Origin of the sequence: Paenibacillus sp. FSL W7-1088 (assembly GCF_037969855.1) — a bacterium.
GTDB lineage: Bacteria > Bacillota > Bacilli > Paenibacillales > Paenibacillaceae > Paenibacillus.
Genome location: NZ_CP150216.1, coordinates 5,203,736 through 5,227,427 on the forward strand (window position 1 = coordinate 5,203,736; position 23,692 = coordinate 5,227,427).

The window sequence follows — 23,692 nt, forward strand, 5'->3', positions numbered from 1 at the left end:
TGCAAATGCCTTACAGGAGGTGAATGTAATGCCAAACATCAAATCCGCTGTTAAACGCGTAAAAACGAGCGACAAGCGCCGCGCACTCAACGCTTCCCAGAAATCTGCACTCCGTACAGCTGTTAAAGCTGCTGATGCTGCTCTGGTAAGTAACGAAGTTGATACTGCAAAAGCTGCGATTCAAGCTGCTTCCAAAAAGCTGGACAAGGCTGTAACTAAAGGTCTGGTTCATAAAAATGCTGCAGCCCGCAAAAAGTCTCGCTTGGCGAAAAAACTGAACGCTCTTTCCGCACAAGCGTAAGAAGCGTTACTTATACGATCTAATGGAAAAATCCTGAACAGCACGAGCTTTCAGGATTTTTTAGTATCTGATTCTATAAGCACTCATTTAAACGAAGCGGCCTCAATTCCGATGATCTCACCATCAACGGAATTGAGGCCGCTTTTTACAGTTATATCTAAGTTACGCACCAAGCCTTAACAAGAAAAGCTCCAGTCCGAGGACCTTATCCACTGCCCCCGTCTTCATCTGATAATCTAGTTCGCTGAGATGACTCAGAATTAGCCTCAAACGATCTGCCTGAAACTTACGCGCCTGTTCACCAGCAATTTTGACAGCATACGGATGCAGACCAAGCTGGCTAGCAATCTGCTGTTGGGAGTAACTCTGCTGTCCTAACTCTTTTACCTGGATCATAATTCGGAATTGACGGGCGATCAACGCTGCAATTTTGATCGGTTCTTCGCGCTGCTTCAGCAATTCATAAAAAAGACTCAAAGCCTTCTCCAGCCTTAAGTTAGCAAGCTCCTCCACCAACGCGAACACATTCTGCTCGGTACTTCGCGCCACCAGTGATTCGATATCCGCGCGTTTGATTGTGCCTCCGTTACCAGCAAACAAACACAACTTGTCCACTTCCGCAGATAACGTCTGCAACCCTGTTCCAGCATAACTCACAAGCGTGTCAGCCGCTCCGGCCTCAAAAGATACATCCCGCTGCTTCGCCAGCTTGACAATCCAACTCAGCAGTTCCTCACTACTTAGCGGAGCGAACGCAAGGACAACGGCTTGTTTCTTGGCTGCCTTGACTAGTTTTTTACGCTCATCCAGCTTATCGCCTTGGGCCAGAAACACAATCGTACTATAATCTGCCGGATTGTCCATATATGTAAGCAGTCGATCAATCTGGTGATCAATTTTGGAATCCTTGCCTGCTGTAAACAAATTTGCATCACGAACGATAATGAGTTTACGTGGAACAAGAAAAGGAACCGTCTCTGCTTCTTCAATGACCACTTCCACAGGTGTCTCAGAGAGGTCATATGGAATGATCGCAAATTCTCGGTGCTCTTCTTCAATAACCTGTTGTTTTAACATATCCGTAAATTGCTGTATCTGGTACTTCTCCGTTCCGTACAGCACATATACCGGAGCCGTTTCTCCATTACGTATTGCCTTTGTCGCACTCTTTACATCCATCACGGTGCCCCCTTATCCCTCTTATCCTACCAGAAAACGTGACAGACAACAAAGGGGCCTTACATCCGGTTAACGGATGAAGGCCCCTGTCCTACATCTATATAAACGCTGACACCAACAATTCTAGAAAAGGCTGGTGCGCGGTCATACGACGTCAGTTATGCCAACTGAGATAGGACGTTGTTGTTAATTTCAATATATTCTTGATACAACAGAAATGTTCGGCAAGTCTTGAGGCCAAACGTATAATTTACAGCCTATTTAGTAGAATTTCCGCTTGGGGCAGTGGACACATTAAACGATTTCTTCACTGTTGTCCCATCTTGATCTGTTTCGTAATTAAATACGGTGCTATCCTGAGACCAACTCGCAGATTTTAGTGTACCCTCCACATTACGTTGCTCCACCAGATTAAGCACATCCGGGTCAGCGGCAGGCTTAGAGTAGATGCTGATCTGATCGCCGAGCAGCATGACCAGATAGGAGCCATCGGGTGACTTCCATTCTTTTGGAGTTGTGTTGGCAAGGTTACCTGAATCCGTGGCAGCCAATCCCTTATTTCCTCCCGATGCATTCATACCCGTCTCGGAATCAGGACTCGTTACGCCCTCTGTCGGCTCTTCTACCTTAACATCAGGCATATCCTGAGAAGTGAATAATTGCGACTCCTGATTTTCAGAATCCGTTGCTCCGCTCTCAGTAGAACCTGCCGAAGGTCCAGTAGTCGAAGGTCCAGTAGCAGTTTCTGAATCCTGACTTTTTTGCTGATCGGCACTCTTCGTACTATCAGCAGGATTGGAACTGGAAGGAGCGTTTTTCGTTGCATCACTCTTGTTCAATTCTGATCCCGTATCCGGCTGTTTAGGAGTTTGGCCTTCCTTCAGTTCAGGTTCCTGCACCTTCTCTGAACCGTTTTCTTCAGGACCAACCTCTTGAGTCGGTTCATCTTGGGCGGATGGCTGACTTTCCGAATTGTCAACCCACACACTGTTATCGCTCTGTAGAGAGGAGGAAGAATCTTCATTATTGATCTCTCTGCTCAGTGGATTTTGATCCTCATTCCCGCCTTCTTGAGTACTGCCTGTGCTCATTATCATTTCTGCATTTTCAACCTTCTCTGGCTGATATCCGAAAATGGCAACGCCCAATACAACAGCGGCTGCTGCTGCGCCCATGGACATCCGGCCTGCCATAGAATTCAACCATTTTTGCTTCGGTTTCCGCTCAATTGAACGCTGTAAATTCTCAAATGCAGCAGGGACAGGACTCATTTCCTGTATTGTACTGCTTTGTTCTCTTTTCGCTTCGTCGATTGCATCCAGCTGCGGCATAATGGCATCAACCAGACTGAATCTTGGGGTTACCTGCGGCAAATCTTCCAGTTCTCTGGAGAGAGCTCTGAGCAAACTAAAATTTTCGGCGCACTCCGCGCATTGGGCCACATGCTGTAGCATCTGCGCAGTTTCCGCCTCACCCAGATCATGATCCAGATACCGGTGCATCCATTCCACCACCTCTTCGCATTTCATCCTGTCACACCACCTTTCTGATACTCCTGTAGTAGATTCTGTAATTGCTGTCTGGCTCTAAATAAATAAGATTTAACCGTATTCAACGGAAGATCGAGGCAATCCGCAATTTCGTTATAGGATAAGTCCTGCAAATATCTTAGAACAATAACGGTACGATGATGCTCAGGCAGTTTGTTAATGGCATCCTGAATATCCTTTGCCACATATGTGGACATCACTTCGAATTCTACATCTTGATTGTCCTGAAAAACCATATCATGCTCGTCAATGGAGACGGAGGGCTTGGTTCTTCTGAATTTGTCAATACAGATATTCGTGACGATGCGCTGAACCCATGTCTTAAACTGGGCCTTTTCCTCATATGAATTAATCTTGGTGTAAATTCGGATCAACGCTTCCTGAGCAGCATCCAAAGCGTCCTGTTCATTATTTAGAATGTAATATGCGGTCCGATAAACATGCTGTTCAATGTCCCGCAATAGGGTAATTAGAGCGTCGCGATCGCCCGATTGAGCGGCTCTGATGAGTTCCGGCTCTACCACAAAGGATCCCCCTCTCCCTGCAACCTTACAGACGTGACCATCAATAAAATTGTTGCAAAGTTAAGTATTTTTTTTATTGCCATAACAAAATAACGGCTTATGTATTTGGGGCCGCTGAAATCTTCTCTTAGAATAACAGAAATTGCATAACGAGTCATCAAGCCTGCTCAAAAGTCATTCCAGTACTTACACGACTCAATTTAATGACAATGGCATACATTATAGCTAACAACACTTATAGCATTGAAAATGAAAAAGTTCAAATTTTGTACAAATTTAAGCTCATTTTAATGTAATTTTCATGAAAACAGTGTATTGTAAATTTACATTCATAACACGAGGTGATGAGCATGCCAGCTCTTGCAAAAATTCAAGCGTTAAAAGAACAAATGCCCAAAGAATATCAAAGCATATCCCATTTTGTGGAACATGCGTTGCAGTCTATTGATACCCTGGTTGAGGAACACCGGAAATACACCGCTGCACAGGCATTATACGGCGATAAAATCGTCGGATCGGAAGAACGCTTGTACAGAGAAACCGTGCTTGATGTACGAGCACAGCTCTTGCTGACGCTTGAGAAAACTGTAGAAGATCTGTTGCACAAAGGCGACAAACACTGGAGTAAACACTTCAAAGATGGCGTCGAATAATTCGTTGTTATAAGTCATTCCAAAATCAGCCCGCTTTCCGGTATTCTCCCCGAGGAGTATCCGGAAAGCGGGCTTTTGGTTTCATTCTACGAGCAAATGATGTACTTCATACATAAATCAATAAATGACAATCAGTTTTCCACCGACAAAACCTAATGCACGTATACCTGCCAGTCGGTATTTGAAAGGCAGGTAAGTGATTAACCAAAAATCTTCTGTTAGCTTATTGAAGCTTTTTCGCACTTTGCGTAACAGCAAGCTTTAGGTCCATCCTACAAAGGAAGGCTCTTTCGTTTTTTTAACTATCTATCCTTAGTTTATCTTCATTTATTTTCTTTACTGCAAACCATAGCTCAACGAAATTAAGCCCTTCTTTACTTCCTGTAATTTCAAATTCCATCCCATGGACCTGTTCGTATCCAGCTGTAGGAAGCCATTCGGAGAAGAAACGTTTATATAAGGTCTCAATTGTTTGATCAAATTTGTCCCATGTGAACGGATCAGAGGAAAAAATCGCCCATGTGTTAGCTGGTATTGTTATACTGGTGTACCCATCAGTTTTGCTTGAATCGCCTTTAAATGCAGACAGCATGTAAGGAAAACTATCTTCATCTGTTTTTTTGTAGCTACAGACAGCGTGTATTTTATGATAGTCCTGATTTAAAAAGGCTGGTATGTCGCCTGCATTTTCCTCAAGCCTTTCAACCTCGCCATTAGCATGACATTGTTTCCATAATTCTGCTGGAGTGTCTACTCCCTTTAATTGAAACTTTTTTTCGATTCCGAATACTTGAAAGGATTCTATTGTCTCGATACGATAGTTCATAGCCTTTTCCCCTTTAATTGAAATAAGGAAAGAAATCCGAGGATAGGCTTTGAGGGAAGTTCCTTCTTCTCGTGCCATTGCTGGATTAACACCATGCAACAATTGGAAAGCCCTTGCGAATGACACTGGAGATTCATAACCATACTTTATAGCAATATCAACAACTCTCATATCACTATTTTGCAATTCAATTGCAGCGAGAGTAAGTCTTCTTCTCCTTATATATTCCGCTAGAGACACATTGGTAATGAATGAGAACATTCTCTGGAACTGATATGAAGAACAACAAGCATATTGAGCAACTTCCTTCAGTTCGATCTCACCGGCTAGATTCAATTCGATGTAATCCAACGCCTGGTTCATCCTAATAAGCCAATCCATCTGCTCCCTCCTCTTAACAGCAGTATAGCTATACTAAGTTTTCATATCGCAACTATTTGTGCACAAATTAGTTTCCTTGGAGATTATCTTATTTCTAATAATTAATTATATAGCGTAAAAGATGTACTAATTGAAGTATGTTTTTCGGAATGCTGAGATAGTCTTAAACTATCACGCCCGTTAGCCAACCATGCCCCTCTCGGAGCACCACAGAATAATGAAAATTTCACGCTTACGTTCTATATTATTCTTACTGCTGGCGAGAGAGGTCAATAAACTATGGTGTATTGAACCCTTCCGTTAGTCTGACCCCAGCGACCTCGGTGCACCACGGACTGTTGCTCCTTTTTAGGAAGCACGTAGGGTAAATTAGCCCTTTTTTGGTTGTTGCACCAGCCCCCAATTTCTCTTTGCCGTAGAAAGGTGAGTATCATGGACGTTCTTATTGAACGGGCATGCGGTTTGGATGTTCACAAGAAGAACATCCAAACCGCATGCATCATTACAACTGAAGGAAAGGAGCTTTAGAGTTATGCTATGAGTTAATTTTCAGGGTAGTTCAATAAAATGAGCAGCTAGCATCCGCCGAGCATAGAAAGACCGCCATTGAAGGCGGTCTAAAAATTTTATCATTTCTGCCCGACAATAAGTCCTGGGGATATTAAGATTGCCTTTTAGGTAACAGCCACTCACACCTAATTAGAGCGTCTCAACCAATTTCTGAATCTTTGAGTGGGAAATTAAATATACAGGACCCATTATTTCTATTTTGCCGTCCTTTACACGTATAACACTCTCCTGTTCTGCCGCATAAACATCAATCTCTTCAGACAAGGGGAACAGGTAGCCTTGAACAAACGTGGTGTAGTCGCGTTGAGAATGAGATTCATAGGCAAAATGATCAAAGCCCATACCATCATAAATAGTACTTGTTTCGCCTTCAAAACCAGTGTTATTCAAGCTTAACCATTTGGCAGCCATGTTTAACGCACCAGCGCTGGCCCCCATTATAACGGCATTGCTGTTCTTAATCACATCCGATAATTCATATTCCGCCAAAAAATCGTTCTGCAAAACAGGATCCCCACCGCATAAAAAAATGACAGAAGCGTTGTGAATTAATCGCTGGGCATCTGCCTTCTGCATGCGGTAATCAATGAAATGATATTCCTCAAAAATAATGTTTGCCTGATTCAACCATGTCCATTCAGAAATATCATCAAAGTTAATTTGCTCATCTGTATAACCAGACGGGTCAGCGCTAATCATAACAAGCGATTTTCTGTCTGTTATATCCTCATGCAACAATTTGACCAGCTTCTCTGGAAAAAAATCTTTAAACCAACTGAAATAGTAGTGAGTCTTCAATCTTAATTACCTCCATATGTACTATTTGCATCCATCCATTCTTAACGATAAAACATATTATACACGCTAGAAAGATGAGCGGTTCTTCAGCCATTTCGTCTACATACCCTTGTACACTTTTCATAAGTCCAACTCTTTATTACCATAACATGGAATTGTATAATGAGTAATAGATTTTCATTTTTTCCACGGTGTACTGCCCGTTAGTTGAATCACTTAGTTTTTAGTTCTCAATTGTATATCTACAAATGCTACATATTTGTTTGGTAAACTTCTTTATATACGCGTACAAAATTGACACATTGTTGAGCATACTCTCCAGTTTCAATAATGCCTCCCGGCAGTTCCCATTGCTTTCTCCACTTATTATGCATGAAAACAATAAGAGCATGTGTTATTGGAGCATCCAATGCAGCAGTGGTGATGACTTTAGTCATGATTGCCATTTTTACTCCCTCCATTTCTTTTGTAACGACAGATTGTCAAACCAAGTGCGACAGTTCCTCTGTGAAAGATTCGTGAACGGTTCTCCACCCCAAGCATGGCTTTGGAACATTTACCGGTTGAGATTGAAGCTTTACGACGCTCCTCATAAGCCCTCTTAGCCTGCTCAGCATGATAGGATTGCGATGAAGTAGCACGAAAAATCAATAAATGACAATAGTTTTCCACCGACAAAACCTAATGCACGTATACCTGCCGAGCTACTATATACCCACACTCCAATCCAATACCTCTTTAGTATTGCGCACCTTTCAAGAAAGAAGAAAATTTTACATTAGTTTCACATAAACAGTATAATCAATTCCACTTCATACCCTAAAATAGAAAATATAGCTGCGTAAAAGAGCGAAATTAGTTATGTAACAGAAAATCATTACACTATTCTATAGTAATTCAAGCCGCACATACGAATTAGAACTCACAACGGCGCAACGAAATTCCTAAGCAGATATGAGGCAGATTAAATGAATTTAAAAATCTTTTTAAAATACTTTCTAGGATTTTTTCTACTCTGTAGTCTACTATTTATTGTATATAATATGATGATACGCCATAAAACTTGGGACCAAATCGATCACATGCTTAACTTATTTAGTGCGGCTATAATCAGCTTAATAGTTGGTATTTCAAAAGCAAGAGAGTAATCCATTTTAGCCAACTCCCACTGCTCACTCCACTGCACAAAAATTCATGAATCATCCATCGTCAATTTATAGCGCACATCAATCTCCCCATCCTTGATCTTCATCTGAATTTCCCCCATTTGATCTGTTCGATAGATCTCTGTACCCGAATCTGCAAGACGTTCAAGCACCCCAGGATTGGGATGTCCATATGTATTGTTGGCCCCGGCAGAGATCACGGATCCGGATGCATTCCAGTACTGTAACCAAGCTTCCGTTGACGATGTTTTGCTACCGTGGTGTGCAACTTTTAATACATCTATGGTGACAGGAAGCTCATGATTCTCCCCCGATTGACGTGTGAACATCTCCTGAACATAAACATCTGCTAATGCAGTATCCGCATCGTACTGTCCAAACGAGGCTGCAAGCGATCCATCCTGAATCATAAAGAGCAGATCCTGCTCGGCTGCAGCATCCATGTCTCCCGTGAACAATAAGGAGGCACCTGCCATTTCCAGCAAAAAGACAACCGAATCATGATTCTGATGTTCTGAGACGGGCAATCTTTCTCCTGTATCCATCGCTTTCTCCAGATCCGGATATATAAAATGCAGTCTGGTCTCCCCATCCGGAGCGTAGGACATCCCTTGGCGAATGGCATATAACGGAATCTGCTTGTCTATAACGATATCCAGCAATTTCTCGAAATTGGCTGTACCACTGGTTGTCCCATTGAACATGAATCGTTCCACCGGAATCTGTTCGAGCACGGCCTGTAATCCCCCAGCATGATCCTGATCGGCATGGGTTACGATTACCGCGTCCAGCCGATGAATGCCCCGCTTTTTCAATAAAGGAACGACCACCTTAGCCCCTACTTCGTATGGATCCCGTCGTGTCTTCCAGGATTGTTCAGACTTCCCGAATTGAACTGTACCTCCACCATCGACCAAAATATGTTTACCCTCAGGTGTTGTAATTAGAGTACTGTCCCCTTGTCCGATATCCAAAAACTGCACCACTCCGGTCCCCGCAGGCTGCGGTGTCTGGTACGCCCACCATAATCCCACCACAAAGCTGAAAGCCAGCAGCGCGCACATCCATTTGTGGAAGACGTTCATCCGTTCACCAGAGTTAAAACCCGCCCCACGCGCAGCAAATGCACTTGTATATTCAGGCCAGGCAATACTTGCACTTAATGTTGTCATCGAACCAGGACCAGCCTCACGTCCACCTTTATTTAATCCCTGTGAAGATACACTAGACAACCCAGACAATCCCAGAGCTGCTTTATTCATTCCCCCAACATATCGCTGATCCAGCGGAGCTGTGTCCTCTTCTGTGCCCTGAACAACAGGCTGGTCACCTCGGCCTCGATGAAGGAACCGCAAAAGTGCATAGAGAATGGCATAATATGCTGCAATCCACAGTAGCGAAGGGGTAGCCCAGATCAGCACAAAACCAGGCAAACTATTCATCCACTCCACACTTACAAAGGTCAATTTGTTCAGCATAATAGCAATCCACGCCAATGGTTTGGCCAGAGGCATCCAAATAAACGATAAAATCAGGGCAACCGTTCCGAGAGGAAGTACAATGGCACTGATCAAAGATACAAGCAGGAAGTTTGCGACAAATGAAAGCAGTGAAAACTGGTTGAAATACAGAATCGTGACCGGAAAAGAAATGAGCTGTGCTGTTACCGTCACAGAAGCTGTTGCTGCAAGGCCCTTGGGCCAACCGCTAAATATCCGATTAATCAGTGGCATGTAAATCATCAGTCCAGCTGTTACAAGAAAAGATAGCTGAAAGCTCACGCTTAGTAAAAAATATGGGTTCCACCACATCATCAACAACGCTGCTGCACTGATCATCTGCAATCCATCTCTCGCAAGCCCGCGCCGCGCCATATACAAACCAATCATCGACATGATACCCGCACGAATGACCGATGGCGAACCGCCAGACAACAGTACATATGCAGGTATTAGCAGCAACACAATGGTGAGCGAGGTTTCTCGGGTTAACCTAAGCCAGGATAAAAGGAGCAGCAGCGATGCCACATATACCGCGACATGTGTTCCGGAGATCGCCAATATATGAGTTAAACCAAGCTGTGAAAATTGTCCATACGTATCCGGATCGATGTCATTAGCCATCCCGATAATCAAGCCTTTCATGTAGCCCGCATGAGGTTCGGGAAATATCTGTTCTACCGCTGCGCCAAGCTTATGCCTAAAGATGTCATTCCACCGGAGGATATTGAGTTTCCCCAGCCCTTCAGGCGGAATGGTGGTCACCGAGCTGGCCCCCTTCACTTTAAACAACCAATGAATATGAAGAGTCCTTAAGTAATTTCGATAGTCAAACCCACCAAAATTTCTGGCTTCGCCGGGAAGCGCAAGCGCACCCGTTAACGCGATCAAATCTCCTCGCTTCCACCCCGCTGCTACTTGCTGTTCTTCTTCCTCAGCCAGGCGAACTTGGACCATTAGACGTTCTCTCAAGTTAGGCGCAGTTCGCGCTTCCGAAGCCGGTGCCAGTGATGCATCGGATAGTGGATGCATCGACGTGGCCTGCATTTCAAAATCGGCCCGATCCCCATCTATGCGTACATCCGACATAAGGGTTCCTTCAAATGTAGCTGCATAACCGTCCAAATCCTCGGCAGCCATATGTGTGATATCGGGCAGACTGCTCCGATTCCGCGCATCATTCCATTCCCAGTGCACAGCACCGCCAACGAGTGCTCCAATCAGTAACAAAATGGACCAACCACGTAAATCAATCCATCGTAATAAAAGTGGTAGACAAACGAATGCCCCAATCATTCCCACGATCAAGGACCAACCCGATAAGGCACATGCCATCCCGCTACCGCATATCCAGCAGACGGTAAATACCAGTAAAGGTCTGCCTTTCATGTTCTTCCCCTCCTTTGCGTCACCCGTATGAACGCAGAAAAACCTCCGGCAGCTGATCCAGCAACCGGAGGTTCTTCCCCGCAAATTTGAATATTATATTGGTTCTAATCACTTACCGTCATCATCGTCTCACGTGGAGGCTGGTAATTTCCCAGCTGACGAAACGTAATGCCTTTTTGCTTCATCATGTTGGTCACCTTGCCTGTATCCTTGGGATACGGGCGATGAAACACGATTTCTGTAATGCCGCTATTCGCGAGCATATTGGAGCAAGTCCAGCAAGGTTCATCCGTGACATATACAGAAGAGCCTTCGCGATCAATCCGATCGGTGAACAAAAGCAAATTCTGCTCCGCATGAATGGTACGAATACAGCGTTGCTTTTTGACCATTTCCTCCTGACCGTCGGTTACCACCAGCTCGTATTCTTCCGAGATCATGCATCCTGCTTCAGAGCAGTCCGGAACCCCCATGGGCGCACCGTTATAGGCTGTTCCAAGCAGTTTCTTCCCCTGCACAAGTACAGCGCCAACATGACGGCGTGAACAGCGGGAACGGGTAGAGACCATATATGCGATGTCCATGAAATACGTATCCCAGTCTTTGCGTACGTCTGCTGTGCTCATAACCGTTTCCCTCCCATCGGATACAAGTTGAACCCATCCTTCGTTCTTATGTCATTTCCAATTCAACTTATATCCTAATCTTTAATATTGCGTGATTACCTGATCTGCACATAAGGAGCCATTTTCTCCAGCATCTTCATTCCGATTCCTTTCACTTTGGTCAGATCGCTGACTTTGGTAAAAGGACCATGGGAGTTACGATAATCAATAATGGCTTGCGCCTTTTTCTCCCCAATTCCAGGAAGGTCCATCAGCTTCGCTGCCGGAGCTGTATTGACATCAATTTTGCCATTGTCGCCTGCTTCATTGCTCTCCAATGCTTGGTTATTGTCTGGTGAAACAATCGCTGCCTCCGATTTCGTTTGAGTTCCAACAGTAGAAACGTCCGTTTGGTTGCCAGCAACTGTCTGATCAGCCACTTTCCCTCCTGTGTCATCAACCCGATTAGTCTCTACAGGGGCCTCTGCTGTTGACGGTCGCTGGTCTGCATCGGAAGCCTTCGTTTGTTCCTGAACCAAAGTAGCCGACTGTACAGCAGGGGTTTCCTGCTCTATCGTCGGCTTCTCGGTGGCGAGCTGCATAGGTTCCCAGCCAGAAGGCGGCTGTTCACTTTTGCCCGACCATAATATCAGTATACATCCGACCACTGCTGCAACAATGGTCATCCCCTTGTTCCATCTCATTTCTTCCACACCTCTCCCTGAATTCAAAATAAATCTATTCTGAACACGGGCGGTGCTTCCGAACCGTTGGACTTGCCTGGTAAACCAAGCTGTACTATTTTCATGTCATGTGAAGCAGGTCCTGACGCATACACTAGAGGGAAAGAACTGCGCCATTACCGTAAAGCATGAAAGGAGGCCTGAACAATGAAGGTTGGATTTATCGGAACCGGCAGCATGGGCAGCCTGCTGATCTATGCCTTGATTCAATCCGGTGCACTTGAGCCACGGCAGATCGCCGCCAGCAATAGAACCCCTTCCAAAGTACGGCAGTTATCCCTCCGTTACCCCGGTCTGCATGAATCACAGAGCAACCGGGAAACCGTCATCCGCAGCAATATCATCTTTTTGTGCGTGAAGCCACTTGAATTCAAACATGTCATTGACGACATCCTGCCTGTCGTGAATCCCAATCATATAATCGTCTCGATCACCAGTCCCGTGCAGCTGCGCCATCTGGAATCTTCACTTCCTTGCAAAGTCTCCAAAGTTATCCCCAGCGTTACGCACCAGGTCGGCAGCGGAGCGTCCCTGTGTATTCACGGTGAGCGAATGACTAACGAAGACCGCGCTGTGCTGGAAGGGCTGCTCAGTCATATCGGCAGACCCTATCAAGTGGATGAAGCCTGTACCCGGATCACATCCGACTTCTCCAGCTGCGGACCTGCATTCATATCGTTCTTTCTGGAGCAATGGATTGAGAGTGCCGTCAAGCTAACTGATATCAAACGAGCCGACGCCTGCGCTCTTGCCGGCGAGATGCTCCTGGGAACAGGCAAGCTGCTCACCGAAGGAGGATACACCCCGCAAGAACTTCAGGCTCGCGTGGCTGTACCTGGCGGCATCACCGCACAGGCACTTGCCCTGCTAAGGGTGAATCTGAATGGTGTTTTTGACAGTCTGATCCAGACGACTCATGACAAATATGATGAAGATTTGTTGAAGCTGGATGAATTATTCAAAGCCGGTGAGATTAACCGGCAACAATATTAACGAGTTTGCCTGGAACGGCAATGACCTTGCGAATGGTCTTGCCTTCCAGTGCCTGTTTCACAGGTGCCAGTTCCATTGTAAAGTCCTGCATGCCCTGTGCGTCCAGATCCTTCGCGATCGTAGCACGGGTTACAATTTTGCCGTTCACTTGAACAACAATTTCCACTTCGGCGTCCACCGTCATGGACTCATCATACTCCGGCCAAGCTACATAAGAGATTCCACCTTCATGACCGAGACGGCTCCACAGTTCCTCCGCCATATGCGGTGCCAGCGGTGACAACAGCTGTACAAAGTTCTCCATGGCTTCACGCGGCAGCGTATCTGCTTTGTATGCATCGTTGATGAAAATCATCAACTGGCTGATCGCTGTGTTGAAACGCAGATGTTCCAGATCCTCTGTAACTTTTTTGATTGTCTTGTGTGCAGTGCGCTTGAACTCATCGGTTCCACCATCTGATGTGATCTTGTCGTTGATTGCACCTGTATCTTCATTGATGAACAGACGCCATACACGTGACAGGAAGCGGTGCATACCTTCAACCCCGTTAGCGTTCCACGGTTTTGTAGCCTCCAAAGGCCCCATGAACATTTCGTACAGACGCAATGTATCCGCACCGAATTCATTGACGATCTCATCCGGGTTAATAACATTACCACGGGATTTACTCATCTTCTCATTGTTGGTCCCCAGGATCATACCTTGGTTGACCAGTTTGTGGAACGGTTCTTTGGTATGCACCACACCCAGATCATACAGCACTTTATGCCAGAAACGAGCGTACAGCAAGTGAAGCACCGCGTGCTCTGCTCCCCCGATGTACAGATCAACCGGCAGCCATTGCTGCTGTTTCTCCTGAGAGATCAGTTCCTTGTCATTGTGGGGATCGATAAAGCGCAGATAATACCAGCAGCTACCGGCCCATTGTGGCATTGTGTTCGTCTCGCGACGAGCTTTCATTCCCGTTTCCGGATCTACCGTGTTCACCCATTCTGTAACATTCGCCAGTGGTGATTCGCCCGTGCCCGAAGGTTTGATCTGGTCAATATCCGGCAGCAGCAAAGGCAGTTGATCTTCCGGCACCGTCTTCATCGTCCCATCTTCCAGATGCAGAATCGGGATTGGCTCACCCCAGTAACGCTGACGGCTGAACAACCAGTCACGCAGACGGTAGGTCGTTTTGCCTTGTCCCTTTCCGTTCTCTTCCAACCAAGCAATCATCTTCGCAATCGCTTCTTCGTTGTTCAATCCGTTCAGGAAATCAGAGTTCACATGCGGTCCGTCTCCGGAATACGCTTCTTGTGTCACGTCGCCACCCTGTACAACCTCGATGATGTCCAGACCAAACTGTTTCGCAAACTCCCAGTCACGAGCGTCATGTCCGGGAACAGCCATGATCGCCCCTGTGCCGTATCCAGCCAGAACATAATCGGCGATCCAGATAGGCACCTTCGCTCCGTTTACCGGATTGATTGCAAAAGTTCCTGTGAACACACCCGTTTTGTCTTTAGCCAAATCGGTGCGTTCCAGATCGCTTTTACGAGCAGCCTGTTCCTGATATGCCTTGATTGCTTCACGCTGTTCAGCCGTTGTAATGACTTCCACCAGCTCATGCTCAGGTGCCAATACAGCATAACTTGCGCCAAACAAAGTATCTGCACGTGTCGTAAACACTTTAATAACTTCTTCATGACCCTCAATGGCAAAAGTAACTTCCGCCCCGGTTGATTTACCGATCCAGTTGCGCTGCATATCCTTGATACTTTCCGACCAGTCCAGCTCTTCCAGGTCTTCCAGCAAACGCTCTGCATATTCCGTAATTCTCAATACCCATTGGCGCATCGGTTTACGAACGACCGGATGTCCACCACGCTCACTCTTACCGTCGATAACTTCTTCGTTCGCCAGTACCGTACCCAAAGCTTCGCACCAGTTCACAGGTACTTCATCTACGTAAGCCAGGCCTTTATTGTACAATTGGATGAAGATCCATTGCGTCCATTTGTAGTAGTCAGGGTCTGTTGTACTGATCTCCCGATCCCAGTCATAAGAGAAACCGAGTGATTTGATCTGGCGACGGAAATTGTCAATATTGCGGAAGGTAATATGTCGTGGATGCTCACCAGTATCCAATGCATGCTGCTCAGCAGGCAGGCCGAAAGCGTCCCAACCCATTGGATGCAATACATTGAAGCCGCGCATACGTTTGAAACGGGATACGATATCCGTTGCCGTGTATCCTTCCGGGTGACCTACGTGCAGGCCTGAGCCAGATGGATACGGAAACATATCCAGGGCATAAAACTTCGGTTTAGCCGGGTCCTCACCCGTTTTAAACGTTTTATTGTCATCCCAGTATTGCTGCCAGCTTTTCTCCATGACTTGTGGCTTGTAGCCGTGTTTCGGCTGTTGATTCTCACTCATCTATTGTTCCTCCTCTGGTTATTCGCATTTATTGCAACAAAAAAACCTCAGCATCCCGTAGCGTTTGCAGCGCTAGGGACGAGAGGTTGAATTCCCGTGGTACCACCCTAGTTAGCGGACGATCGTGCTTCGTCATCCACTCCCTTTGGACCTGTAACGGCGGTTAACCGATGCGGATTTCCATTCCTGATCCCGAGTGTTACTTCAGTCGGTTGCAAGATGGTGTAATCACCGCATTTCTCCAAGGCGAGTTCGTGAAATACTGTCAACCGACTTGCACCAACCGCCGGCTCTCTGTCATGTACAGGACTCACTACTGATCCTTATCATCGAAATATGTATACGATATGATCGGAAACATTATATAAAAAAGCAGCATTAAAGTCAATATTACACGGTCTGTTGACTATAAGCAATGCTATGCATCAGTATACACATTAAGACGACTGGAATCGCTGGATTCCTTCTTCTAAATTATCAATCGCCCACTGAATGTGTTCCTTGTTATCGTATTGACGATACGGACACTCGATTCTCAGCGCCAGATCAAAGTACAGATCATATAAACTTCTTCTTTTCCGTTCACTGTCTGTTGTAACTGTTCTTCCATAGCCTTTGAGGAATCCCGGCGTATTATTAAAATGACTGAAGTAGTGCTCCATCAGAGGATCTGCCCAAAGGGAACGCTCAAAATCGATAATCGCCGTGATTTGCCCAGCCTCCACGAATACATTCCCATCCCACAAATCCCAATGCACAAGCACTGGCTCTTTGACATCATCCAGCACATCCGATTTCTGTTGAATTAAACGCTCCAGCTCCTCATAACGAATTGACAATTCCACACCCGCTGCTTTGCCATCTGCAAGCATATCATCCATCAGGCTCAGGAAAGCTTCTTTCCACGTCGTATAATGCGGTTTCTTTGAGGAAAAGTAACCAAACTTCTCCCCTTTAATTTCATTGATCCGACGATTGTATGCACCCAGCTGCTGCTCTATGGATTCCTGCTCTGCTGCACTGTACTGATCTTTGACTTTGTTGTATGGCTTTCCTGGCATGTACTCCATAATAAAATATTCTGCCGGTACTAGGGTGAGCGATGGATCATAGGCCAATACCCGGGGAACGGGTACATCCTGAAGTTCTGCCGCGAGTCGCAATGCCTCAACCTCAGCAACCATGACATGCTGTTCACAGCGCATCAACTTAATGCCATTAGAAGGAGCTATTTTAAGTACTACCTTCTGTCCGTCGTTCTTGGTGATAAAATAAGCATGGTTTGCCCAGCCGTCGATCATCTCTTTGTATTCTTGGATACCTGTGTTAAAATGCTGCTGCACAATTCCGTCTAACTGCTCGGAAGTCAGCCTTGTTTTGTAGGTACTTTCCATTGTTGCACCCCACCCAGAATTTTAATTTTCAGGATTGCACTAATTAGAAAACGTTTTCCTTTCAACTATTATGGCTTCCTTTAACCTCACTGGCAATAACTTATTACATATAAAAAAACATTCTTATAGAAAAAGAACTGCCCTTATACATCATAAGGACAGTTCTATATCTTAATCCTATTTCACGGCTACATAGAATAGACGCTGTGCGCCTTCTCCCGCCTCTTTCCACTCAAAATCAGCATATACACATACATCTCTGAAGCCGGCCTTCGTCAGCTCGAGCTTCATCCAGTCCGGATCATACGCACGCTGAACATGAACCTCTTCAAAACGTTGGTACATATCCTTCCCGCTCTCGGCCACACGCGAAAAGATACTTAGATGATGCTCAATCTCACACCGATCATGATCCATATCACAGGTCCAAATATACGATACAGACCGTTCGTCCAATACAAATGGTTGCTCCTCTTCGTATCGAATTAGGGTATTCGGGTGATGTACATCGAACAGAAATGTGCCCTCCGGCTTCAGCATCTCGTAAGTACGCTGAAAGGTACGAACGACATCCTCTTTTTCAAGCAGATAATTCACACAATCACAGAACGATATCACCGAGTCCACAGGCTCCGGTACTCTCCAGTCCCGCATATCCTGCTGCACCCAGCGGACACTGCCTTCCCGATATAAGCGGTGACCTTGAGGCGTGGCCTCCATTTTACTGCGCGCAACAGACAACATGTCCGCCGACAGGTCAATACCTGTAACTTCGAAGCCGGAGTTCACCAGTGGGATCGTAATTGAGCCGGTTCCACAGCCCAGTTCAGCCACACTTTTCGGCATGCCATGTCGTTCCCAAGCCGTTCTCGCAAACCTTATCCAGTCCGGATAAGGCATATCCTCCATTAATTCATCGTACACATAGGCAAATTTCCGGTAAGACATGTCAGGCACCGCACTTTCAATTTCATTTTCAAATCTCTTTTGAACAAAAGAAAAAGCAGGGGCGTCCGGAGTTCACCCAGCCTTGCCCTGCCTTGACTTATGGATTTCAAGCTCATGCTTGATCCATGATACGCGTTTGCTTACTTATCTTCGTTCTGATCCTGAGGTACAGACTCTGTCAGATAGGTCCAGTTTTCCTTCTGCGTTACTAGACCATCCTTCATCAGTTTGCCCAATGCCCGCTTGAACGCGGATTTACTGATACCAAAGCGCTGCTTGATGATGTCCGGCGGGGTTGCATCCGAATACGGCATGCCGCCCGTAGGGCGCTCTTTCATGAAAGCAAGCAGTTTGTCTGCATCTTCATTGCGACCAACCTCTTTGAGAGGAGACATCGCCAGATTGACACGTCCATCTTCACGTACCATGGTTACCCGGCATTTCACCTTTTCACCTAGGCGCAGCATACGATTTCGTTCCGAGGAATGAATCATGCCAATGGCGCCAAAGCCCAGCACTCCACCGTCAACAAGCACAAAAGTACCCATCTGAAGTGGCTTGTACACCGTTGCTTCAACCCATTCGTTAACCCAGGAGGTTGGCGCATGGAAGGACAATGGTGCAAGCTCACGTTCCCCAGCCAATTTCGCCCGCAAACGTCCTTGCTTGTCATGTTCCATAAGAACAAAAACTTCATCGCCTACATGAGGACGTAATTCTTCCAACTCAGGCAATTCACGAATCGGGAGCAGCAATTGCCGCCCAAGCCCCATCTCGAGGAAACAGCCGAGGCGTGGGTGAATATCAGCCACAACCAGACGTGCCATTTCGCCAAGAGTGAGATATGGTTTTTTCATGGTTGCCGCCAGGCGATCTTCCGTATCAAAGAACAGAAAGACCTCCAGCGTTTCTCCAATTTTAACGTCCCTTGTAAGCTCCGTATAGTGAAGCAGTACATCTTCTGATCCTGTCGTCAAAAAGTAGCCAAATGGAGACACTTCACGTGAAACCGGCAAGTTGACGACTGTTCCTGCGATCAAACTCATACCGTTTCCACCACTTTGGCATCAGACCACAGTCGTTCAATGTTGTAATACTCACGCTCGTCGCGGTGGAAGATATGAACAACCACATCACCCATATCCATCAATACCCAACGTGCCGAATCCATACCTTCGATGCCTTTGATATTCACGCCGGCTGCATGCGCCTGTTTGCGAATCTCTGTTGCAATCGCCTGTACCTGAGTATCAGAATTCCCGTGACAGATAACAAAATAGTCCGCTACCAGCGAGATGCCAATCAGATCCAGTGCTACAATGTTGGATGCCTTTTTATCGTCAGCGGCAGCAACCGCCATATTCATAAGTTCTTTCGATGATACTGTCATGAACCAACCTCCATAATCTAATCTATAAATGTGCAATCAAGTCATTCCGCGACAACATGGTCAAAGGGTAAATGACACGGCGCTGCGAGATCAACAAGCTGATCGTCGAGTCGAAACCGGCAATTAAACCTTCTTCCAGACTGTGCTCAGCCTGTTCGCGAATATGATTTACTCCCGGGAAGTCTCTTCCCGGTTCAATATAATCCGCAAGACATACCACTTTATCCAGCAGGCTCATGCCCACTCGACCTGAGGTATGCCAGCGAATAGCATTAATAATTTCTTTATCTTCAATGCCGTAGTCACGCTCCGCAACAAAGGCTCCCACTTCGGAATGCCAGAGCTGCTTGTCATGCTGCAAAAGTTCTTCGTTCAATCCATTGTCACGGATGACCGCTTCCATCTCGGAAACGGGCCAATACTTGGCTACATCATGCAATATTGCTGCCAGGTCCGCTTTTACAGGATCAGCACCATATTTTTGAGCCAACAACACTGCCGACTCCATAACACCCAGCGTGTGCTTCCAACGCTTCTCCGGCATTTGACCGGAGACAGCGTGGATCAGTTCGTCACGGCTTAGTTCCATATAAACCGCTCCTTACAATATATTGATGGACTGCATCAGGAATCATAAAGCGCACGGAATGCCCTTTGGCGAACCGTCTGCGTACTGCTGTCGATGATATGTCCACCAAGGGCATCTCAGCCAACAGTACCCGATCCTGTAACGCATCCGGCAGGTCATCCAGATGTAACTGGAATCCCGGTCGTCCCACACCGATGAAGGTTAAGCGTTCAGCGAGTTCTTCGATCTGTTCCCATTTGGGTAGATAATTCACCATATCCGCTCCAACAATGAAATAAAATTCATGCTGCGGATAGCGACGCCAAAGCTCCTTCATCGTATCGATGGTATAGGACACACCGCCAAGCTCCATCTCAATGCCGAGCACCTCATAATGCTGTACATCTTTCACTGCCGCTTCCGTCATTTCGAGACGTTGCTGTCCCGATGCTCCGGCTCCGCGTTTGTGAGGAGGAACATGGGAAGGCATGAACCAGATCTCATCCAGTGCGTGCGAATCCCTGGCCGCTTCGGCTGCCAGCAGGTGCCCCATATGGATCGGATCAAACGTACCACCCATGATGCCGATCTTCACTCGCGCCACTCTCCCTTACCTAGGTAGTTCGATTTGTTTGTTATCGCGCGATTCTTTGTACAGGATGATTGTGTTACCGATGACTTGTACAAGCTCACTCCCCGTTTCACGGGCAACTTCTTCGGCCATCTCTTTTCTGTCCTCGTCATTGTTGTTGAGCACTTGCACTTTCATCAATTCGCGCTTCTCAATCGCGTCTTCGATGTGACGGAACAGATGCTCATTCGTTCCCCCTTTGCCAATTTGAAATACAGGGGTTAGATGATGTGCCTGTGAACGCAAAAAGCGCTTTTGTTTACCGTTTAACATGAATACTCCATACTCCTTATGGTGAGCAAACCTCAGCAGCAGCACAATGTCTGCCCTGGGCTTGACCGTTCAATTATATTTTCACATTCATAAAACGAACTAACAAAGTTTACACAGTGTGACTACGATTGCAGTACCATCTTACGATCGCTGTTATCCCCAGATTTCTTCTTTTCATTTTATAAAGGGGGAAATCCGGTGATAGCTTATGCTTCCGAAGCAGCTTTCCTACAGAAAGCTTTGAGGCGAGCACTTCGTTTCTTCAGATTGGTTCTGCACTCTTCGTCATCGTGTAATCTTGTTTTCATTTTACAATATTAAAAACTCTCTAACACAGCTCGCCGCATCGTCTCCACGGGAGCCGGGATGCCAAGCCAGTGTTCGAATGCTACCGCGCCTTGGTATATGAACATACCAAGACCACCATGCACAGTACATCCACGCTCTCTTGATTCGCGAAGCAAGCGTGTTTCCAGCGGATTGTAGATAAGGTCGCTGACTGCTGCGCCTGCTCGAATGAGTGCAGGATCAACAGGCACGTCATCTATATGCGGATGCATACCCGCAGCTGTTGTGTTAATCACAATATCGGCCGAAGCCAGTATCGCAGCAGCCTCTTCCATTCCACTACCTGTGATGTCACCCAGTCCATGAACGCGGAGATCGGAAGCAAGGGCAACGGCTCTGTCGGCTGTACGGTTAAGAATACTAATCCGTTCAGGCTTCTCCAAAGCGAGGGCGTATATTACACCTCTTGCTGCTCCGCCAGCACCCAGAACAGCGATGCGTTTACCTGCGAGTTCCGGAACAGCTTCCTCCTTCAAGGAACGCACATAACCGATGCCATCCGTATTATAACCTGTCAGCTTGCCCTCATCATTAACAATGGTGTTCACCGCGCCAATCAGGCGTGCACTTTCATCAATGACATCAAGATACTGCATGACCTGTTCTTTGTGCGGAATGGTTACATTCACACCACGATACCCCAGCGCCACTATACCACGAATGGCTGATTCCAGCTGCTCGGGACGAACATGCAGTGGCATATACATTCCATTCACTCCAGCAGCCTGCAGAGCCGCATTATGCATGGCAGGCGATTTGGAATGTGCAATGGGATCTCCCATAACGCCAAGCAGGACAGGGAGTGAAGGATTTGTTTTTTTCTGTTCCGTCATACTTCCGCCTCCGATCTGATGAACTGCTGCTGTGATTACATTAGATCAAGGATGGGCGGATCAGTACACGCACACCTTTTGGAGCATGAACAGCTACAAGTGCCCCATTCTCACCGTTAACCTTAATCCAGCCCAGTCCAGAAATGAATACATCCGACTGACTGCCACGTTTGATACGGAACTCATGTCTGGTCCATTCAGGCATGTCCGCTGCATCTTCACGCGTTGGTGGAGACAGTAATTCACCCAAATGGTCACGATACAAGTCGTCTGCACGTTCCAGCTTCGTACGGTGAATATCAAGCGCAGTGCTGATAAAGCAAGTGAAGGACTGACGATCTCCCTCTACAAAGTCAAAACGAGCCATGCCGCCAAAGAACAGCGTCTGACCAGAATTCAACTGATAAACCGCCGGTTTAAGCGGTTTTTCTGGCATAATGGCAGCCAAATCTTTACGGGATACAATCTCACTGAAACGCCAAGGGTATACAATTCCCGGCGTATCAATAATAGCTTTTCCATCGTCCAGTGGAATATTAACCATATCCAGCGTCGTGCCCGGATAACGGGATGTCGTGAGTTCCTGCTCGAGATCGCTGTAGTCACGAATCAGACGGTTAATCAGTGTGGATTTGCCCACATTGGTACCACCAACCACATATACGTCACGATCTCCGCGATACGTTCCCACAAGCTCAAGCAGTCGGTCGAAGCCCTGATTTTGCTTCGCACTGCACAGAACGACATCTACAGTACGTAAACCTTGTTCTTTGGCCTGTTTTTGCACCCAGTTGCGAACCTTGTTCCAGTTGGTTACTTTTGGAAGCAGGTCCGTTTTGTTCACGGCAAGCAATACTGGATTGTTGCCTACAAAACGCTGCAAACCAGAGATGATACTGCCATCAAAGTCAAACAGATCAACGATATGGATGACAAGTGCATCCTTATCCCCGATTTTGCTTAGCAGAGCCAGGAACTCGTCCTGATCCACTGTAACGGATGATGACTCATTGTAATTTTTGATACGGAAACAACGCTGGCAAATGACGGGTTCTCGATCCAACGCTTTTTCGGGGATGAATCCAGGTAATTCCGGGTTTTCCGTTTGCAGATGCACTCCGCATCCGCTGCACCTTACGGCAATATTGCCGTTATGCGGTTCTGTCATTTCTTCTTTTCCTCCTCAAGCCATAAGCCTTTCTTGCGCAAACTCGTTAGAGCAATCCGTTCCACGCGCCGATTGAAGCGGGTCATGAAGCCTTCATCTCCGATGGAGATTGGCAACACCAGAACCGTATAGAGTCCTAGTCGATTACCTCCAAAGACATCTGTAAGCATCTGATCGCCTACGACAATCGTTTTTTCAGGAGTTAACTCCATCATCTTCATTGCTCTACGAAACGGAACGTTCGATGGTTTGCGTGCACTATGCACAAACTGGATATCCAGTGGCGTCGCAAACAGGGATACACGATTCAAATTGTTATTGGACACAATCATGAGCTGGAAACCAGCCTCTTTGACACGTGCGAACCATTCAATTAGTTCGGGTGTGGCGTCAGGAGCTTTGGCCCCAACGAGTGTATTGTCCAGATCAGTTATAATTCCACGGTAGCCTTGAGCGTATAGCTCTTCCAGATTAATGTCAAAAACCGTGTCTACACGCAGCTTGGGCATTAACATTTCAAACAAAGAAGTCACCTCA

Annotated in this window: 23 protein-coding genes and 1 other annotated feature; of the genes, 3 read left to right on the plus strand and 20 right to left on the minus strand. The window is 46.4% G+C overall.

Annotated elements, in window-relative coordinates; all coding sequences use genetic code 11:
* Nucleotides 1-28: 28 nt before the first annotated feature.
* Entirely contained in the window at nucleotides 29-301 is a 273-nt protein-coding gene (gene rpsT, locus MKY42_RS23490; RefSeq protein WP_024628504.1) for a 30S ribosomal protein S20, read from the plus strand.
* Between the two features lie 162 nt (nucleotides 302-463).
* Here rpsT and holA read toward each other — a convergent pair whose 3' ends face one another.
* The 3 genes from holA to MKY42_RS23505 form a co-directional block, all read right to left on the minus strand.
* The gene (holA, locus tag MKY42_RS23495) at nucleotides 464-1,480 is read right to left on the minus strand and encodes a DNA polymerase III subunit delta (protein WP_090901694.1); all 1,017 of its coding nucleotides are present in this window, start codon (nucleotides 1,478-1,480) and stop codon (nucleotides 464-466) included.
* A 257-nt stretch (nucleotides 1,481-1,737) separates the two neighbouring features.
* Nucleotides 1,738-3,009: a zf-HC2 domain-containing protein gene (locus MKY42_RS23500; protein ID WP_339845062.1), complete on the minus strand. Its 1,272-nt coding sequence runs from the start codon at nucleotides 3,007-3,009 to the stop codon at nucleotides 1,738-1,740.
* On the minus strand, nucleotides 3,006-3,554 hold the full coding sequence (locus MKY42_RS23505; protein ID WP_024628507.1) for a sigma-70 family RNA polymerase sigma factor: 549 nt from the start codon (nucleotides 3,552-3,554) through the stop codon (nucleotides 3,006-3,008). The genes MKY42_RS23500 and MKY42_RS23505 overlap by 4 nt, the downstream gene beginning before the upstream one ends.
* A 350-nt stretch (nucleotides 3,555-3,904) precedes the next feature.
* On the opposite strand from MKY42_RS23505, the gene MKY42_RS23510 reads away from it, so the two are divergent.
* Nucleotides 3,905-4,207, plus strand: coding sequence for a hypothetical protein (locus MKY42_RS23510; protein WP_053781298.1), 303 nt, complete (start codon nucleotides 3,905-3,907; stop codon nucleotides 4,205-4,207).
* Between the two features lie 298 nt (nucleotides 4,208-4,505).
* Here MKY42_RS23510 and MKY42_RS23515 read toward each other — a convergent pair whose 3' ends face one another.
* From MKY42_RS23515 to MKY42_RS23540, 6 genes are all read right to left on the minus strand, one after another.
* Nucleotides 4,506-5,414: a helix-turn-helix domain-containing protein gene (locus MKY42_RS23515; RefSeq protein WP_339845068.1), complete on the minus strand. Its 909-nt coding sequence runs from the start codon at nucleotides 5,412-5,414 to the stop codon at nucleotides 4,506-4,508.
* A 699-nt stretch (nucleotides 5,415-6,113) separates the two neighbouring features.
* On the minus strand, nucleotides 6,114-6,782 hold the full coding sequence (locus tag MKY42_RS23520) for a Type 1 glutamine amidotransferase-like domain-containing protein (protein WP_339845071.1): 669 nt from the start codon (nucleotides 6,780-6,782) through the stop codon (nucleotides 6,114-6,116).
* A gap of 251 nt (nucleotides 6,783-7,033) precedes the next feature.
* Entirely contained in the window at nucleotides 7,034-7,228 is a 195-nt protein-coding gene (locus MKY42_RS23525; protein ID WP_339845074.1) for a hypothetical protein, read from the minus strand.
* Between the two features lie 746 nt (nucleotides 7,229-7,974).
* Nucleotides 7,975-10,836, minus strand: a complete 2,862-nt coding sequence (locus MKY42_RS23530; RefSeq protein ID WP_339845076.1) for a ComEC/Rec2 family competence protein — start codon at nucleotides 10,834-10,836, stop codon at nucleotides 7,975-7,977.
* Nucleotides 10,837-10,940: 104 nt separating this feature from the next.
* Nucleotides 10,941-11,462 carry a cytidine/deoxycytidylate deaminase family protein gene (locus tag MKY42_RS23535; RefSeq protein WP_076288061.1) on the minus strand — a complete coding sequence of 174 codons (522 nt, stop codon included), beginning with the start codon at nucleotides 11,460-11,462 and terminating at the stop codon, nucleotides 10,941-10,943.
* Nucleotides 11,463-11,557: 95 nt separating this feature from the next.
* Nucleotides 11,558-12,145 carry a helix-hairpin-helix domain-containing protein gene (locus tag MKY42_RS23540; RefSeq protein ID WP_339845081.1) on the minus strand — a complete coding sequence of 196 codons (588 nt, stop codon included), beginning with the start codon at nucleotides 12,143-12,145 and terminating at the stop codon, nucleotides 11,558-11,560.
* 186 nt (nucleotides 12,146-12,331) lie between these two features.
* On the opposite strand from MKY42_RS23540, the gene comER reads away from it, so the two are divergent.
* Nucleotides 12,332-13,177 carry a late competence protein ComER gene (gene comER, locus MKY42_RS23545; protein WP_090901707.1) on the plus strand — a complete coding sequence of 282 codons (846 nt, stop codon included), beginning with the start codon at nucleotides 12,332-12,334 and terminating at the stop codon, nucleotides 13,175-13,177.
* Here the strand turns inward: comER and leuS are convergent.
* The 11 genes from leuS to MKY42_RS23600 all read right to left on the minus strand — a co-directional run bounded on the left by leuS (nucleotide 13,158) and on the right by MKY42_RS23600 (nucleotide 23,679).
* On the minus strand, nucleotides 13,158-15,602 hold the full coding sequence (gene leuS, locus MKY42_RS23550) for a leucine--tRNA ligase (RefSeq protein WP_339845083.1): 2,445 nt from the start codon (nucleotides 15,600-15,602) through the stop codon (nucleotides 13,158-13,160). The genes comER and leuS overlap by 20 nt on opposite strands.
* A gap of 71 nt (nucleotides 15,603-15,673) precedes the next feature.
* Nucleotides 15,674-15,941: a binding site (T-box leader), on the minus strand.
* Between the two features lie 98 nt (nucleotides 15,942-16,039).
* Nucleotides 16,040-16,996, minus strand: a complete 957-nt coding sequence (locus MKY42_RS23555) for an aminoglycoside phosphotransferase family protein (protein ID WP_339845086.1) — start codon at nucleotides 16,994-16,996, stop codon at nucleotides 16,040-16,042.
* Nucleotides 16,997-17,173: 177 nt separating this feature from the next.
* Nucleotides 17,174-17,944 carry a class I SAM-dependent methyltransferase gene (locus MKY42_RS23560; RefSeq protein ID WP_090901717.1) on the minus strand — a complete coding sequence of 257 codons (771 nt, stop codon included), beginning with the start codon at nucleotides 17,942-17,944 and terminating at the stop codon, nucleotides 17,174-17,176.
* Nucleotides 17,945-18,084: 140 nt separating this feature from the next.
* Nucleotides 18,085-18,990, minus strand: a complete 906-nt coding sequence (locus tag MKY42_RS23565) for a S1-like domain-containing RNA-binding protein (protein WP_090901720.1) — start codon at nucleotides 18,988-18,990, stop codon at nucleotides 18,085-18,087.
* The gene (gene rsfS, locus MKY42_RS23570) at nucleotides 18,987-19,334 is read right to left on the minus strand and encodes a ribosome silencing factor (RefSeq protein ID WP_072734522.1); all 348 of its coding nucleotides are present in this window, start codon (nucleotides 19,332-19,334) and stop codon (nucleotides 18,987-18,989) included. The genes MKY42_RS23565 and rsfS overlap by 4 nt, the downstream gene beginning before the upstream one ends.
* Before the next feature lie 22 nt (nucleotides 19,335-19,356).
* Nucleotides 19,357-19,923, minus strand: a complete 567-nt coding sequence (gene yqeK / locus MKY42_RS23575) for a bis(5'-nucleosyl)-tetraphosphatase (symmetrical) YqeK (protein WP_179263702.1) — start codon at nucleotides 19,921-19,923, stop codon at nucleotides 19,357-19,359.
* Nucleotides 19,907-20,497, minus strand: coding sequence for a nicotinate-nucleotide adenylyltransferase (locus tag MKY42_RS23580; protein ID WP_090901726.1), 591 nt, complete (start codon nucleotides 20,495-20,497; stop codon nucleotides 19,907-19,909). Before MKY42_RS23580 ends, yqeK begins: the two co-directional genes overlap by 17 nt.
* 15 nt (nucleotides 20,498-20,512) lie before the next feature.
* Complete coding sequence (gene yhbY, locus MKY42_RS23585; protein WP_063567269.1) at nucleotides 20,513-20,806, minus strand: ribosome assembly RNA-binding protein YhbY; 294 nt, start codon at nucleotides 20,804-20,806, stop codon at nucleotides 20,513-20,515.
* Nucleotides 20,807-21,123: 317 nt separating this feature from the next.
* Nucleotides 21,124-21,987, minus strand: a complete 864-nt coding sequence (aroE, locus tag MKY42_RS23590) for a shikimate dehydrogenase (RefSeq protein ID WP_179263701.1) — start codon at nucleotides 21,985-21,987, stop codon at nucleotides 21,124-21,126.
* Nucleotides 21,988-22,027: 40 nt separating this feature from the next.
* Nucleotides 22,028-23,155 (minus strand): ribosome biogenesis GTPase YqeH, encoded by a 1,128-nt coding sequence (gene yqeH / locus MKY42_RS23595; RefSeq protein ID WP_090901729.1) that lies wholly within the window; start codon nucleotides 23,153-23,155, stop codon nucleotides 22,028-22,030.
* Nucleotides 23,152-23,679, minus strand: a complete 528-nt coding sequence (locus MKY42_RS23600; RefSeq protein ID WP_076288052.1) for a YqeG family HAD IIIA-type phosphatase — start codon at nucleotides 23,677-23,679, stop codon at nucleotides 23,152-23,154. Before MKY42_RS23600 ends, yqeH begins: the two co-directional genes overlap by 4 nt.
* Between the last annotated feature and the right edge of the window lie 13 nt (nucleotides 23,680-23,692).

Bases quoted from the DNA above. Each gene is read 5' to 3' on its own strand.
- yqeK (WP_179263702.1), bottom strand. From the start codon at position 19,923: ATGGAACTAAGCCGTGACGAACTGATCCACGCTGTCTCCGGTCAAATG.
- yhbY (WP_063567269.1), bottom strand. From the start codon at position 20,806: ATGTTAAACGGTAAACAAAAGCGCTTTTTGCGTTCACAGGCACATCAT.
- holA (WP_090901694.1), bottom strand. From the start codon at position 1,480: ATGGATGTAAAGAGTGCGACAAAGGCAATACGTAATGGAGAAACGGCT.
- MKY42_RS23565 (WP_090901720.1), bottom strand. From the start codon at position 18,990: ATGAGTTTGATCGCAGGAACAGTCGTCAACTTGCCGGTTTCACGTGAA.
- MKY42_RS23500 (WP_339845062.1), bottom strand. From the start codon at position 3,009: ATGAAATGCGAAGAGGTGGTGGAATGGATGCACCGGTATCTGGATCAT.
- MKY42_RS23530 (WP_339845076.1), bottom strand. From the start codon at position 10,836: ATGAAAGGCAGACCTTTACTGGTATTTACCGTCTGCTGGATATGCGGT.
- MKY42_RS23535 (WP_076288061.1), bottom strand. From the start codon at position 11,462: ATGAGCACAGCAGACGTACGCAAAGACTGGGATACGTATTTCATGGAC.
- leuS (WP_339845083.1), bottom strand. From the start codon at position 15,602: ATGAGTGAGAATCAACAGCCGAAACACGGCTACAAGCCACAAGTCATG.
- yqeH (WP_090901729.1), bottom strand. From the start codon at position 23,155: ATGACAGAACCGCATAACGGCAATATTGCCGTAAGGTGCAGCGGATGC.
- aroE (WP_179263701.1), bottom strand. From the start codon at position 21,987: ATGACGGAACAGAAAAAAACAAATCCTTCACTCCCTGTCCTGCTTGGC.
- rsfS (WP_072734522.1), bottom strand. From the start codon at position 19,334: ATGACAGTATCATCGAAAGAACTTATGAATATGGCGGTTGCTGCCGCT.
- MKY42_RS23540 (WP_339845081.1), bottom strand. From the start codon at position 12,145: ATGAGATGGAACAAGGGGATGACCATTGTTGCAGCAGTGGTCGGATGT.
- rpsT (WP_024628504.1), top strand. From the start codon at position 29: ATGCCAAACATCAAATCCGCTGTTAAACGCGTAAAAACGAGCGACAAG.
- comER (WP_090901707.1), top strand. From the start codon at position 12,332: ATGAAGGTTGGATTTATCGGAACCGGCAGCATGGGCAGCCTGCTGATC.
- MKY42_RS23515 (WP_339845068.1), bottom strand. From the start codon at position 5,414: ATGGATTGGCTTATTAGGATGAACCAGGCGTTGGATTACATCGAATTG.
- MKY42_RS23510 (WP_053781298.1), top strand. From the start codon at position 3,905: ATGCCAGCTCTTGCAAAAATTCAAGCGTTAAAAGAACAAATGCCCAAA.
- MKY42_RS23560 (WP_090901717.1), bottom strand. From the start codon at position 17,944: ATGTCTTACCGGAAATTTGCCTATGTGTACGATGAATTAATGGAGGAT.
- MKY42_RS23525 (WP_339845074.1), bottom strand. From the start codon at position 7,228: ATGGCAATCATGACTAAAGTCATCACCACTGCTGCATTGGATGCTCCA.
- MKY42_RS23555 (WP_339845086.1), bottom strand. From the start codon at position 16,996: ATGGAAAGTACCTACAAAACAAGGCTGACTTCCGAGCAGTTAGACGGA.